14 protein-coding genes and 1 other annotated feature are annotated in these 12,967 nt (G+C 36.2%); of the genes, 12 read left to right on the top strand and 2 right to left on the bottom strand.

Translation table 11 applies throughout. The features are described from left to right. The first annotated feature begins 443 nt into the window (after positions 1-443). Positions 444-696: a binding site (T-box leader), on the top strand. A 69-nt stretch (positions 697-765) separates the two neighbouring features. The 12 genes from QF028_RS24440 (at position 766) to QF028_RS24385 (ending at position 10,659) form a co-directional block, all read left to right on the top strand. Beyond that, a complete protein-coding gene (locus QF028_RS24440) occupies positions 766-1,590 on the top strand; it encodes a hypothetical protein (RefSeq protein ID WP_429469747.1) in 825 nt (274 codons plus the stop codon). 645 nt (positions 1,591-2,235) lie between these two features. Then, entirely contained in the window at positions 2,236-2,358 is a 123-nt protein-coding gene (locus QF028_RS24435) for a hypothetical protein (protein WP_429469745.1), read from the top strand. A 316-nt stretch (positions 2,359-2,674) separates the two neighbouring features. Then, on the top strand, positions 2,675-3,097 hold the full coding sequence (locus QF028_RS24430; RefSeq protein ID WP_429469743.1) for a MarR family winged helix-turn-helix transcriptional regulator: 423 nt from the start codon (positions 2,675-2,677) through the stop codon (positions 3,095-3,097). Between the two features lie 177 nt (positions 3,098-3,274). After that, complete coding sequence (locus QF028_RS24425) at positions 3,275-4,303, top strand: NADH:flavin oxidoreductase/NADH oxidase (RefSeq protein ID WP_429469741.1); 1,029 nt, start codon at positions 3,275-3,277, stop codon at positions 4,301-4,303. 144 nt (positions 4,304-4,447) lie between these two features. Next, on the top strand, positions 4,448-4,816 hold the full coding sequence (locus tag QF028_RS24420) for a nuclear transport factor 2 family protein (RefSeq protein ID WP_429469740.1): 369 nt from the start codon (positions 4,448-4,450) through the stop codon (positions 4,814-4,816). A gap of 109 nt (positions 4,817-4,925) precedes the next feature. Then, on the top strand, positions 4,926-5,261 hold the full coding sequence (locus tag QF028_RS24415; protein ID WP_429472512.1) for a nuclear transport factor 2 family protein: 336 nt from the start codon (positions 4,926-4,928) through the stop codon (positions 5,259-5,261). Positions 5,262-5,404: 143 nt separating this feature from the next. Further along, positions 5,405-6,046 (top strand): SDR family oxidoreductase, encoded by a 642-nt coding sequence (locus QF028_RS24410; protein WP_429469738.1) that lies wholly within the window; start codon positions 5,405-5,407, stop codon positions 6,044-6,046. Positions 6,047-6,396: 350 nt separating this feature from the next. After that, positions 6,397-6,882 carry a Cys-tRNA(Pro) deacylase gene (gene ybaK, locus QF028_RS24405; protein ID WP_429469736.1) on the top strand — a complete coding sequence of 162 codons (486 nt, stop codon included), beginning with the start codon at positions 6,397-6,399 and terminating at the stop codon, positions 6,880-6,882. A 116-nt stretch (positions 6,883-6,998) separates the two neighbouring features. Beyond that, complete coding sequence (locus QF028_RS24400) at positions 6,999-7,409, top strand: SRPBCC family protein (RefSeq protein ID WP_429469734.1); 411 nt, start codon at positions 6,999-7,001, stop codon at positions 7,407-7,409. Positions 7,410-7,491: 82 nt separating this feature from the next. Beyond that, a complete protein-coding gene (locus QF028_RS24395; RefSeq protein WP_429469732.1) occupies positions 7,492-8,604 on the top strand; it encodes an NADH:flavin oxidoreductase in 1,113 nt (370 codons plus the stop codon). A gap of 152 nt (positions 8,605-8,756) precedes the next feature. Further along, positions 8,757-9,392 (top strand): NAD(P)H-binding protein, encoded by a 636-nt coding sequence (locus QF028_RS24390; protein WP_429469730.1) that lies wholly within the window; start codon positions 8,757-8,759, stop codon positions 9,390-9,392. Between the two features lie 142 nt (positions 9,393-9,534). Further along, positions 9,535-10,659: an NADH-dependent flavin oxidoreductase gene (locus tag QF028_RS24385; protein ID WP_429472510.1), complete on the top strand. Its 1,125-nt coding sequence runs from the start codon at positions 9,535-9,537 to the stop codon at positions 10,657-10,659. 88 nt (positions 10,660-10,747) lie between these two features. Here the strand turns inward: QF028_RS24385 and QF028_RS24380 are convergent, their stop codons facing one another. Together QF028_RS24380 and QF028_RS24375 are read right to left on the bottom strand one after the other, a co-directional pair. Beyond that, positions 10,748-11,548 (bottom strand): ExeA family protein, encoded by an 801-nt coding sequence (locus QF028_RS24380; protein WP_429469728.1) that lies wholly within the window; start codon positions 11,546-11,548, stop codon positions 10,748-10,750. After that, positions 11,541-12,896 carry a DDE-type integrase/transposase/recombinase gene (locus QF028_RS24375; RefSeq protein WP_429469726.1) on the bottom strand — a complete coding sequence of 452 codons (1,356 nt, stop codon included), beginning with the start codon at positions 12,894-12,896 and terminating at the stop codon, positions 11,541-11,543. Before QF028_RS24375 ends, QF028_RS24380 begins: the two co-directional genes overlap by 8 nt. Between the last annotated feature and the right edge of the window lie 71 nt (positions 12,897-12,967).

Here is a 12,967-nt window from a genome sequence, read left to right as displayed (position 1 = left end):
TCCGCACTTTCGGGACGGGACCCCATAATGGAAATTAATGGAGATATTACTACCTCCTTTATTTAAGTACGCCTTCATGTAGCCTAAATGCTAACAACGCATTTCTTCAGTCCCCTAAAATTATTACAAGTGATTTGAAATCCTGCGAATAAGTGAGTATTCGAGAGATAATCGTATCTAACTGAGGGAGCACAATAAGAAATAGTGGTGAAGTATTGATTTTTTTATATTAAGATCTTCAGCACTCGGTCGCGTTTATTGAGGAACGTGCCTTTTCATGTATCGGGCCAGATTGTGGAGCAAAACTTTTAAAGGGAATTGGATATTTAAATTAAAGTGTAGAAGCAAATAATTGTATAAAGAAATCCAATTAACTTCCTTAAATAACCATTTGTTTTATTTTCTGATTAATATATAATAATGTCTAATTAATCTAATTTTATTTAAATTCTATGAAGAGAAAGAGTACGTTATTGTTTCTGTTCCAAAGAGAGCTGGTGTTTTGCTGAAAACCAGTGTTCAGATAATAACCGAAAATCATCTCTGAGAAGTAAAGCCGAATGTTTAGTAAGCTTTATCGGTATCCACCGTTACAAGGGACAACGTATGATTGTACGTTTGTAAAGGGTAATAAAGTGTTATTCAAACATTTTATTAAACAAGAGTGGTACCGCGAGTTTCAATCTCGTCTCTTACTGAGACGGGATTTTTTTTTTAGGATGTTTTTTTTACAATAAAAATTTAAGAAAAGCAGGTGAAGGCGTAATGAAGACGCTACTATTTGTAACAGATTTATATTATGAAGCAAAAGGAAGAAACTATTATGAAGAGGATTTATTTCTTACTTCTAAACTTAGAGAAGCCTTTAATTTGGTCATCTGTCATCCTGAAGATATCGAAGCATTTGAAGATCATGCTGATTTAATTGTTTTCCGAAATGCAGGTCCAGTCGCAAATTTTAAAGACAAATATGAAGCGTTCCGCAACCGAATTGTTTCTAAACATTTAAACACATATAATTCGTTTGATGGGAAGGCTGATATGAACGGAAAAGAATATTTAATAGAACTAACAAATGCTCATTTTCCTGTTATTCCAACGATTGATACGCTTGATTCCCTAAATAAACTCCCTAATGTAGACACGTATATCGTAAAGCCGAAAAATGGAGCAGATTCTATCGGGATGGAATTTGTTACGAAAGATGAATTGAGTGAAAAAGTTAATTCAGAATCGAAAAATACATTGGTACAACCATTTATCAATTTTGAATATGAAGTCTCATTTTATTTTATCGACAAAGAATTTCAGTATGCTCTTTATGCACCGGATAAAGATAAAAGATGGGAATTGAAAGAGTATGTACCTACGGAAGAAGATTTAGCTTTTGCTAAACGTTTCATCGACTGGAATAATCTTGACTGGGGGATTCAACGAGTTGATGCCTGTCGAAGCGAACAAGGGGAGCTTTTATTAGTCGAATTAGAAGATTTAAATCCCTATCTTTCCTTATTAGAATTATCTGAAGAGACACGTCAGAATTTTGTAGAAGCAATGAAAAAATCATTACAAAAAGCTCTTCAGGTTTAAATTTTTACTGTTCTTATAGAACTATACCAGCTAATATAAGCATCTTAGTTATTCCATTATAGGGCGCTTTAGTGAAAGAATGATTGCATAAAAACCCCACTTTTTTATGTGGCTGCCAGGCGTCTTCAAAAGCCGAAAACGTTGATAAATCAACGATGTATAAAGTCATGCATTAATGAGTAAAAACGAAGAAACGCCAAATCCTTGATACATAAGGAATTGGCGTTTTTGTATACTTCTTAAAATGTTAACTTAAGATGAATATATACAATGTTATATAGAATTCCTTTAAATAAAGCTGCTAATGGCCATCCCAGGCTTACTAGCCCCTTAAAACATGTCTGAAAATAATAATAACATTTATTTATTACTAAACGAACTGAATTTTTTTTATACAGGGTTCCAAAATAATTATATCAAGTTTTTGATAGGTATATACTGGTTTGAATTTCCCTTTTTTTAGGGTAAGGAAGAGTTTCACAAACAGAGAATACATTTGCTTCCAAAATTTCGGAGGCTTTTTATTATGTGTACTATTCCCTTCTTTTGTCACCTGTCTACTGTTATAATTTAGTAAGAAAAAATACCCATAACACTGGACTCTCAACATGAATAGGTATTGTAGCAAGGAGTGAATGACAGTAAATGATGGAATACTCAGCAGGATTTACAAGCGAAGGCTGGTTTCAAAATGAAATAAGTATTGTTCTACCATTAAAGGTTGAGGGGTTAACTCGTAATGAAATACTTGCGATATACAGCCAGTAGGTTATCTTTTATTTGTTTAATTTTTTCAATTTATAATCAGACTTTAACTATCTGTGAAGTTCATCGGCTAGTTTACCATATATAACGGATGTAATATATTGTCTATCAATCGGTTTTCGATTTATGGCAATGCCTTTAGGATACCTATTCGGGTACCCAACATTCAATAAAAGCGTAAAAATTTGACAATTTAAACTTTACTTTGATAGAATTATATGTTAATGAATTATTATGGAACATGGTTTATGTATCGTACCATTTTGTGTATATATTCTGATTAGAACGCTATAATATAACGTAGAATAGGTGGAATATCATGAATACTAATCAAGATTTTATGGATTATTGGTTATCCATTGACTCTATACAAAATAAAGTAAAGAAAGAATTGGAGAATGTGCTGCAAACAGAGTACAGCTTATCTTTAAAAGAATTCTACGTGCTCTACTACCTTTCCAAGGCACCAGACAAAAAACTCAGATTACAGCAATTGCAAGAGATGATTGGTTTAAGTCAGAGTGCGCTTTCTCGGCTAGTAGGTAGTATGGAAGCGAATAGCTGTGGTGCTTTAGAAAAGCATGTTTGTACAGATGACCGTAGAGGTACCTATACTCGCCTAACTGACTTAGGTGAGAAGAAACTACAAAGAAGTTTAGTCTCTTTCCGTGAAATACTAAAATCAAATCTCTCTACAGTTAATGTTGAAGGATTAATGAAACAGTTAATAAAAGAGTTATAAAAATGCCTAACCTGTCAAAGTACTCATTTTTCAGTTGGAGTACTTTGATTTGACATTGAGAAAATTTAGCGTTAAATTATATGCATGCGTAATGCATTTATTTTAACATGAAAATTTTTTTGTTAAATTATATGCATGCGTAATGCATTTATTATAAATAAAAAGGAGTTTTTTATCATGGAACATTTATTTAGTCCCTATAAAATAAAAGGTTTGGAATTAAAAAACCGTATTATGATGTCTCCAATGTGTCAATATTCGGTTGAAAATAAAGATGGAATCGCTACTGATTGGCATTACCTACACTACGTAAGCCGAGCAATTGGTGGTGCTGGATTTATTATGATTGAAATGACAGATGTTGAACCTGATGGTCGTATTTCAGATTTAGACTTAGGTTTATGGTCGGACGAGCAGATCCCTGCTTTAGCAAGAATTGTAGAAGTTTGCCACCGATATGGAGCGAAAGTTGGTATTCAAATTGCTCACGCTGGACGTAAAGCAGAAGATGCTGCTGTACCAGTTGCTCCATCAGCAATTCCATTTGATGAAAATTACAAAACACCAAGAGCTCTTTCTACGGATGAAGTGAAAGAATTAGTAGAAAAGTTTCGCAAAGCTGTAAACCGTGCAGTAAGAGCAGGGTTTGACGTAATTGAAATTCATGGTGCTCATGGCTATTTAATTCACCAATTCCACTCTCCGTTAACAAATAAAAGAGATGATGAATATGGAAAAGATCTAACTAAGTTTGGTCGAGAAATTATTGAGGCAGCCAAAGCTGAGATGCCAGAAGATATGCCTTTAATGATGCGTATATCCGCTAAAGAATATGTAGAAGGTGGATATGGAATTAACGAAAGTATTGAGTTTGCAAAAGAATATCAAGAAGCAGGAGTAGATATCTTTGACATCTCTTCAGGTGGTGAAGGTCCAATCGCTGCGTGGGGAAGACCTGGTACACATGCTGCTTACCAAGTACCACTAGCTCGAGAAATTAAGAAAGCTCTTAATGTTCCAGTTATTGCAGTTGGGAGATTGGATGATCCTACATTAGCAAATGCTGTTATTGGAAATGAGGAGGCAGACCTTGTAGCTGTTGGACGAGGAATGTTAAGAAACCCATATTGGACATTAGAAGCTTCACTTAAATTAAGAAAAGAGACTGAAGTACCAAAACAGTATTTAGACGGGTTTAAAAGATAATTAACTATAAATCAATTTAAGTAAGAGATAGGGGGGAAATCCTATTCTCTTACTTAAATTGAAGGTATTACAAACGGAATTCGTATTTCTGAATGGGTTTAAAAAAACAATAAAATTTCTATTTATTTTAGTAGGACTACAAAAATGAGCAAAACAATAATTAAAGATCATGACCAAATTATTGAAGCAATCAATAAGTATGTAGAAGGTGTTACTACTGGTAAAAGTGATGTAATGAAAGCAGCTTTTCATAAAGATGCGATTATGTATGGGTTCGAAGTTGATGGACTAGTGGAAGGATCTATTCAAAATTTATATGATTTTGTGGATCAAGCGGGCCCTGCAAAAAATCTTCAAGCAAGGATTGATGTCTTAGATATTGATGGGACGGTAGCTTCAGCTCGTATAGCGTTAGAGAATGCACATGATGCCGAGTACACAGACTTTCATCAACTGCTTAAGATTGACGGAGAATGGAAAATAATTTCTAAACTGTTCCACAGACATTCTTAAGTTGAAAATCTAAACTAATTCTAAAAATTTACTATATCAAATAACGAATTAAATATCTTTTTATTATAGGAGGATTTAGAAAAATGAGCAAAACAACGAACATGACCAAATCATTGAAACAATTACTAAGTATGTAGAAGGTGTTACCACTGGTAAAAGTGAAGTAATGCAACCTGCTTTTTATAAAGATGCGATTATGTATGGATTCGAAGTTGATGGACTAGTGGAAGGATCTATTCAAAATTTATATGATTTCGTGGATCAAGCAGGTTCTACAAAAGAACTTCAAGCAAGAATCGATATCCTAGATGTTGAAGGTACAGTCGCTTCAGCTCGTATAGCGTTAGGGAGTGCGCATGGAGCAACGTACACTGACTTTCACCAATTACTTAAAATTGGCGGAGAATGGAAAATTATTTCAAAACTATTCCATAGACATTCTTAAGTGAAAAATGAAATTGACGAAATTATAGAAACTGTAGCTAAGCTAGAAACAAGATTATTTTATTCAACATTGTATTAAAAAAGTTTTAATTTGTAATCACATGAATTTTTATAACATCTAAAACTTTAGGAGGAAATTTTGATATGTCATATATAAAAAATAAAGTTATTGTCATTACAGGTGCTTCAAGTGGTATAGGTGAAGCAACAGCGCTTCATCTTGCGAAGAATGGTGCATCAGTAGTACTAGCAGCAAGAAATGAAGACAAGTTAAGAAATCTGTCTGAACGTATTAATAATGATGGTGGGACTGCTTTATATAAAGTAACAGATGTTACTGCAAATGAGGATGTTCAATCTTTAGTTGAGTTTACACTAGATAAATTCGGACGCATCGATACGCTAATTAATAGCGCAGGTTATATGTTGTTTTCTATGTGGGATAATACGATCGTAGATGAGTGGGAAAAAATGATTGACCTTAATATTAAAGGGGTACTATATGGAGTGGCTGCAGTTCTTCCTCATATGAAGAGTCAAGGATCTGGACAAATTATTAACGTTGGTTCTATTGCAGGTCATGCAATTGGCGAAGGTCACGGCGTGTATAGTTCTACTAAGTATGCTGTAAGAGCAATAACAGAAAGTTTACGTAAAGAGGTATCAGTAAAACATAATATACAAGCAGTATTAGTATCACCAGGTGTAATTGCGACTAATTGGCAAGATACAGTAACAGATAAAGATGTAAAATCTGTACTTGAAGACCTGAATGAGATTGCATAGATGTACAGCATGTTGCTGAAACTATTGCTTTTGTTGTAAATCAACCTACAAACGTAATGATTAATGATGTGATTGTGACACCTACAGCTCAGGTGTGGTAATAAAATACTATTAAAAGAAAAACTCTTGGTTATTAAACCAAAGTAAGACTGGATCCATACTTGTTTATGTATATAAGAATAAAACATGAGTTTTAGGTTTTGCTTTTACAGTTTGCTTTAAACTTAATGAGATAAAAATGATATTGATATGTTCATATCATATTAATATCATTTTTATCATTTTGGTTAAATTAATCGTTATCAGATAAGCACTATTTAGAACTAATTTTTTTAAAAGGAATAAGTAGTATGGGTAAAAAAGAAGACAAAACTAATGTAATGCGAATCCTCGACAAGATGGAGATTAAGTATAACTATTATTCCTTTGACAGTAAAAGGCTTAATACTGCTGTGGTAGCTAATCCTCGGGGGCAGCAGGATCTTGCTATGGTATTTAAGACACTTGTTACAGTTGGGAAATCAAAAGAGTATTACGTCTTCATGGTGCCAATTGAAAAGGAACTTGATTTAAAGAAGGCTGCAAAAGTAGCCGGAGAAAAGTCAATAGAAATGATTCCTCAAAGGGAGCTTCTACCCCTTACAGGCTACGTTCACGGTGGTTGTTCACCTATTGGAATGAAAAAGCAGTTTAGAACCTTCATTGACTACACTGCAGAAAACTTTGAAACGATATATTTTTCCGGTGGACGTGTAGGGCATCAAATACAACTAACACTAAGTGACCTGCAAAAAGTAATAAGGGTCACTTTCGCAGAGATAACAAAAGATATGTGAAGATTCATAAATCTCCGCATGGAAATATAAGCAACGTATGTAAATCGGTATTAAGACAGTTACCTTTTTTCACCTAATGCGGTACTGCCAATCTACTTTATAAAGGAGTAATTAATATGGCAACTACTACAATAAAAATCTCTGCTTCACCTGACCAGGTATGGAAATTGATCGGAGGCTTTAACTCCCTTCCGGACTGGCTACCTCATATACCTAGCAGTGAACTAAGCCAAGGTGGGCGCGTGCGTCATCTAGCTACTCTTGATGGTAATGTAATTGAAGAGCGTCTGGAAATATTCAACGACAAGGAGCGCTACTACACTTACTCGATTATGGAAGCACCATTTCCTGTCACTAATTATCAAGCTACAATCCGTGTTCGCGAGACTTTTGACAGTAATACATCTTTGGTAGAGTGGTCTGGCAGTTTCACATCTGTAGGTATAAGTGACGAAGAGGCTATAAATCTGTTCCATGGACTCTATAGAGGCGGCTTAGAGTCATTGCAACAAGCATTTCTAGATTAAATATCTGGAACGAGTAGGTGTGTCAAAAGAGACTACTTTTGATTAACCAATTATTTTATTAGTTTATAAAGGAGAGAATTTTATGAAATCAACAAAATCTGTTGAACCATTATTTACCCCATTTGAAATTGGAGAATTGAAGCTTGAAAATCGATTTGTTATGGCACCAATGACCCGCAATTTTTCACCGAACGGGATTCCAGGTTCCAATGTAGTTGAATATTATCGTCGAAGAGCTGAGAACGGAGTTGGTTTAATTATCACTGAAGGTACGCTAATTGAGCATCCTGCAGCTGGAGCAGAACCTGATGTTCCACATTTTTATGGTGAAGAAGCTCTAAACGGATGGGCGCAAGTTGTTAAGGAAGTACATGAGGCTGGAGGAAAAATTGCTTCACAGATTTGGCATACTGGTATGGCGCGCGAAAAGAAAAAATTCCCTGATTCAGATGTCAATCCAATCGGGCCTTCAGGTATCAGTTTAACTGGTGAAAAGGTATCTGAACCGCTAAGCGTTGAAGAGATTCAAGAACTCATTCAAGCTTACGCAGATGCTGCCTCTAATGCTAAGAAACTTGGGTTTGATGCAGTGGAAATACATGGCGCTCATGGATACCTTATAGACCAGTTCTTCTGGGACGTAACCAATAAGCGTACAGATGAATATGGTGGTGATCTAGTAAGTCGCACACGTTTTGCTGTAGACGTAATCAAGGCGGTGCGTCAAGCTGTCGGTCCTAACTTCACTATTATTTTCCGATTTTCTCAATGGAAAGCTACCGACTATAATTTCAAACTAGCAAAGACTCCCGATGAATTGAAGCTTTTCCTTGAACCAATGTCTGAGGCTGGTGTAGATATTTTCCATGCTTCAACACGACGATTCTGGGAGCCAGAGTTCGAGGGATCAGACCTTAACCTGGCTGGTTGGGCTCGTAAAATTACTGGTAAACCAGCAATTACAGTAGGATCTGTTGGTTTGGATTCTGAGTTCATGAGCTTATTCACGGAAGGTAAGGGTGGACAACCGGCAGATATCGATAATCTGATCGAGCGTCTTGAGCGTGAAGAGTTTGATCTTGTGGCCGTTGGACGAGCACTACTAAGCGATCCGGCTTGGGTAGCAAAAATTCGTGAAGGTAACACCGAAGAACTGCGTTCATTTACGAAGGAAGCATTAAATATCTTGAAATAAATACAAGGAGTTACTATTCTCTTTGATAAAAAACAGGCAGCTTGCTAAAAATGATAAGCCGCCTGTTTTTGAAAATTTTATCTACCCTTATGAGAAAGTAACTAAAGATATGTTTTTGATTGAATTATTTTAACTATTTTGGGAGGTATTTTATGAATGTGTTAGTAGTTGGCGCAAATGGTCGAGTAGGATCATTCCTTGTTGATAAACTAGTTGAAAATGGATATTTCGTTTACGCAGGTGCAAGAAAAGACAATCACTCAAGTAGTTCGAGCAATGTTCAATTTGTTCCTTTTGATTTATTGGCTAGTCCTAAGGAAATGGCAGAAAAGATGTTTGATGCTGATGCAATTTTCTTTGTGGCAGGTTCAAGAGGAAAAGATTTATTGAAGATTGACTTGAATGGTGCTGTTAAAGTTATGAAGGCTGCTGAGAACAAAAAAATAAAGAGATTTATCATGCTTAGTTCAGTTTTTTCTCTGAATCAAGATAAATGGAATGAGTCATTTCTAAAAGATTTAACGGACTACAATATAGCGAAACATTATGCTGATCAATGGTTAATAAATAATACTGAGTTAGATTATACAATACTACAACCCGGAGTTTTAAAAGAAACCCCCGGATCTGGAAAAATTAATATCAATATTGATTATCCTGGTGAAAACTCTATAGAAAATGTAGTGGATACTCTAGTTCAAAGTCTTCAAGTGCAAGCTACTATTGGCAAAGTCATAACAATGTGTGATGGTAAAACTCCAATAGCAGATGCTTTAAATAATTTATAAGAATTCTTATAGGTTCTAGTATGTACTACCATTATTGAATTGCAGAGCTCTATTCTTCTAATTAGAATAGGTGCTCTTTTTGAGGATTAGATCCATTTAAAAGAACAATGCATTTAAAAATTGAAAATTGAGGTAAAGAATGATGAGTAACAAATATAGCAAATTATTTGAACCCATTACGTTCAAAAATGGAGTCACGATCAATAATCGAGTAGTAATGGCACCAATGACCACTTGGTCTGGTAATGAAGATTTTACTATTTCAGATGATGAAGGGACATATTACAGACGCCGGGTTAATGGAGTAGGACTTGTAATTACTGGTTGTACGCATGTTACACCAAACGGGATAGGCTTTACGCATGAGTTCGCGGGATACGATGATTCTTTTATTCCGAGCTTAAGAAAATTGGCGGATGCAGCGAAAAGTGGAGGAGCTCCTGTGATATTACAAATCTTTCATGCAGGTAATAAAGCTATTCCAGAACTTATTCCGAATGCTGATTTAGTAAGTGCAAGTGAATTAAAATCTTCTCCATATGCGACAACACCTAGAGCACTTTCACATGAAGAAATTTTGGATATGATTAAATCGTTCGGTGAAGCAACAAGACGTGCGATTGAAGCAGGGTTTGATGGGGTGGAAATCCATGGTGCTCACGGATTTTTAATTCAGAACTTCTTCTCTCCGTATTTTAATCAACGAAAAGATGAATGGGGAGGAACCCTTGAAAACAGATTGTATTTTCCGTTAGCTATTGTTCAAGAAGTAAAGGCAGTGATTGAAAAATATGCTACAAAACCGTTTATCCTTGGCTATAGATTCTCTCCTGAGGAAAGAACATTAGAGGGTGGATTAAGAATGGAAGACGCTTATGTGTTAATTGATCGATTGATAGAAAATGAGGTAGATTATATACACGCTTCATTAGATAATGTGTTTTCAAAGCCTTTAGGAAACCAGGATGAAAAAACACGCTTGGAATTGATTCTAGAAAGAGTGGACGGTCGAGTGCCTGTTATTGCTGCTGGCTCAGTTATAGATCCAAATGATGCATTAAAAGCTTTAGAATTAGGGTTACCTCTTATTGCGGTTGGTAAAGGATTAATTATGAATCCAAATTGGGTTGAAGAGGTAGCTAATGGACGCAAAGATGAAATTGAGAAAGTATTGAAAATTTCAAAGGTAGATGAACTTGATATTCCTGAAAAACTCTGGAATGCAATTCGAACTACTCCAGGTTGGTTCAAAATTAGTTGTTATTGATATGGTATATAGTCCAGAAATTGACGAAATTAGATGTCCATAGTTTGACGAGCTCAGTGTCCAAATGAAATTTTGAAAAAAGGGAGAATCACGAAAATTCTCCCTCAATCACCCTCTTAACCATGTGGTCATCTACAATCCTAAATCCATTCTGAGATCCATAAATTAAACAATGAGTACATAACTTATTTATGAGCCTTGCGGCTCCTCCAGAAAAGCGGTGAATTTCATCCAAAGCAGCGTCAGAAAAGAAATGTTGGTCCACTCCTGCGAATTTTAAATGCTTTTCTACATACTCACCAACCTGAGCACGATCGTAATGCCCCAATTTGAACTGGATATCAATTCTTTGTCGTATAGCTGAGTATGATTGAAGACGAAGTCGATCCCATAATTCACTCTGCCCTACAAGAATAAGTGCCATTGGACTTTGTGCATCCATTTTGAAGTTAAGCAGAAACCTAACCTCCTCAAGCATCTCACGATCTAAGAGGTGAGCTTCATCTACCACAACCACTGGCTGAATACCGCGAATTCCTCTCATCAATTCTATCTCTCGATGGAGTTGCCGTTTGGCATCACCTCTATAAAACTTTGCTTCAGAGCCTAATTGTTCAAGTAATCCCTTATAAAAATGTCGAGGAGTTAATTTTGAATCGGACAAATAGAGGACTTGATATTTACCTTTATCTAATCGATCCACAAATTTTCGAATAGTGGTCGTTTTACCGGTACCACAATCACCTGTTAAAACAGCAAAAAGTTGTCTTTCTGCCGAGTACTTAAGCCTGCCAAGAATTTCTTGCATCATAAGAGAATCATATAATTTATCGGTGGGTACATCCCTGGAAAAAGGGGTATTTTCCATCCCATAAGCCTCTTCAAACATTTTCTTCGTCCTCCTTCCAAATTGCACGGAAGGTAACAGCTGGATTCATACCCTTTTGCCGCTCTTGGTGTTTCTGTTCCGCTGCTTTTAATAATCTAGATGAATCTGCTTCTTGTGGTTGAAGATGCGAAGGTAATGCTGGTCGTTTTCCTGCTTTTTCACCAATGACTAGCTTCCTCGCTCTCCAAGGGGAGTGCCCCTCATACTCAATAGTTAATTCCGCCAGGTCCGAAGGATCGTACATAACGTCAACTTGACGTCCCATAAAAGTAAGTCCAACTTCATACTTTTGATCCATAAAACTTATACAGCCAGATTTGTCTACCTTCCGTGACTCACAATGCAGAAAGGCATTAGCCAATTTATCAGGATCAATAAATCGAATTGCTTTCCGATCGCTACGGAATGCCGACTGAGGACTAATTTTCTCCCCAAGTGCTGAATGAGGTTTTTCTTGGTAACACTCGGTAAGCCAAGATTGAAACAGTTCGTTTAACCGGTCCAATGTTTTTGGCTTTTCAAGTGCAATCTCACCAAGAAAAGAATCAATAACTCTATTAAAACGCTCAATTTTACCTTTTGATTCAGGCGCATAGGGTTTTGCAAAAATAAGGCGTGTACCGATTTTAGAACATGTTCGCGACATCCACTTAGTCCGATATTGCTTTCCATTATCAAAATAAACAGATTCCGGTACTCCATATTTTTGTACAGCTTGTCGAAAAGCATCTTCTACAATTCTGGAATCAAGGGTCGGATAAAAAGCACCATGTAAAACAAAACGGGTTGCGTCATCTATAATAGCTACAAGAAATACCTGCTTTTTAGTTCCATTCGGACCAATGGGCAAATACGGACCATATTTGATATCAGATTGCCACAACTGATTACGATGCCGTTTTTGAAAACGTCTCGCAGCTACTCCTGATTGAGAATAAAGCCTCATTTGACGAGAACTATATCCTTTTTCCGTTAATTTCTCTTGAAGAGTAGAACGTTTAAGTTGACCAGGATCTGCCAAGCCCTCCCACTCAAGTATCTGAATAATTTGTGCAACGCTACGACTAGGAGCTTCCTTTCTAAGGAGAATAGCCTGTTCCAATAAATGTGGAGGAATAGCCTCTGGTTTGGTTTGTGCATTTTTCCCATTAGGTTTTAATCCTCCAAAACCTTCGGTACGATATTGTGAAAGGTAACGTCTTATTGTCCTTTCAGAAAGACCGCTGGTCTTACAAATCTGATCCTTCAGTTGCTTGGCTTTTCCAGCGTCAAGACCTTCTGCTAATAGGGGTGCAATAAGCTGGAATCTCTGTACTGCAATTTCTTCTGCTTTTTTCTGATCTCTCATGGTAACACTCCTCTCAATGTGTCTACCATGAGTGTAAATCAACCCCCTCAGGACAAAAATGCAGAACGGGT

Origin of the sequence: Neobacillus sp. B4I6 (genome assembly GCF_050434045.1) — a bacterium.
Lineage (GTDB): Bacteria > Bacillota > Bacilli > Bacillales > Cytobacillaceae > Neobacillus.
This window is presented reverse-complemented; position numbering and strand designations above follow the sequence as displayed.

What these genes read in the sequence shown, in the direction of transcription:
- QF028_RS24440 (WP_429469747.1), top strand. Translation starts at nt 766, where the DNA reads ATGAAGACGCTACTATTTGTAACAGATTTATATTATGAAGCAAAAGGA.
- QF028_RS24435 (WP_429469745.1), top strand. Translation starts at nt 2,236, where the DNA reads ATGATGGAATACTCAGCAGGATTTACAAGCGAAGGCTGGTTTCAAAAT.
- QF028_RS24430 (WP_429469743.1), top strand. Translation starts at nt 2,675, where the DNA reads ATGAATACTAATCAAGATTTTATGGATTATTGGTTATCCATTGACTCT.
- QF028_RS24425 (WP_429469741.1), top strand. Translation starts at nt 3,275, where the DNA reads ATGGAACATTTATTTAGTCCCTATAAAATAAAAGGTTTGGAATTAAAA.
- QF028_RS24420 (WP_429469740.1), top strand. Translation starts at nt 4,448, where the DNA reads ATGAGCAAAACAATAATTAAAGATCATGACCAAATTATTGAAGCAATC.
- QF028_RS24410 (WP_429469738.1), top strand. Translation starts at nt 5,405, where the DNA reads ATGTCATATATAAAAAATAAAGTTATTGTCATTACAGGTGCTTCAAGT.
- ybaK (WP_429469736.1), top strand. Translation starts at nt 6,397, where the DNA reads ATGGGTAAAAAAGAAGACAAAACTAATGTAATGCGAATCCTCGACAAG.
- QF028_RS24400 (WP_429469734.1), top strand. Translation starts at nt 6,999, where the DNA reads ATGGCAACTACTACAATAAAAATCTCTGCTTCACCTGACCAGGTATGG.
- QF028_RS24395 (WP_429469732.1), top strand. Translation starts at nt 7,492, where the DNA reads ATGAAATCAACAAAATCTGTTGAACCATTATTTACCCCATTTGAAATT.
- QF028_RS24390 (WP_429469730.1), top strand. Translation starts at nt 8,757, where the DNA reads ATGAATGTGTTAGTAGTTGGCGCAAATGGTCGAGTAGGATCATTCCTT.
- QF028_RS24385 (WP_429472510.1), top strand. Translation starts at nt 9,535, where the DNA reads ATGAGTAACAAATATAGCAAATTATTTGAACCCATTACGTTCAAAAAT.
- QF028_RS24380 (WP_429469728.1), bottom strand. Translation starts at nt 11,548, where the DNA reads ATGTTTGAAGAGGCTTATGGGATGGAAAATACCCCTTTTTCCAGGGAT.
- QF028_RS24375 (WP_429469726.1), bottom strand. Translation starts at nt 12,896, where the DNA reads ATGAGAGATCAGAAAAAAGCAGAAGAAATTGCAGTACAGAGATTCCAG.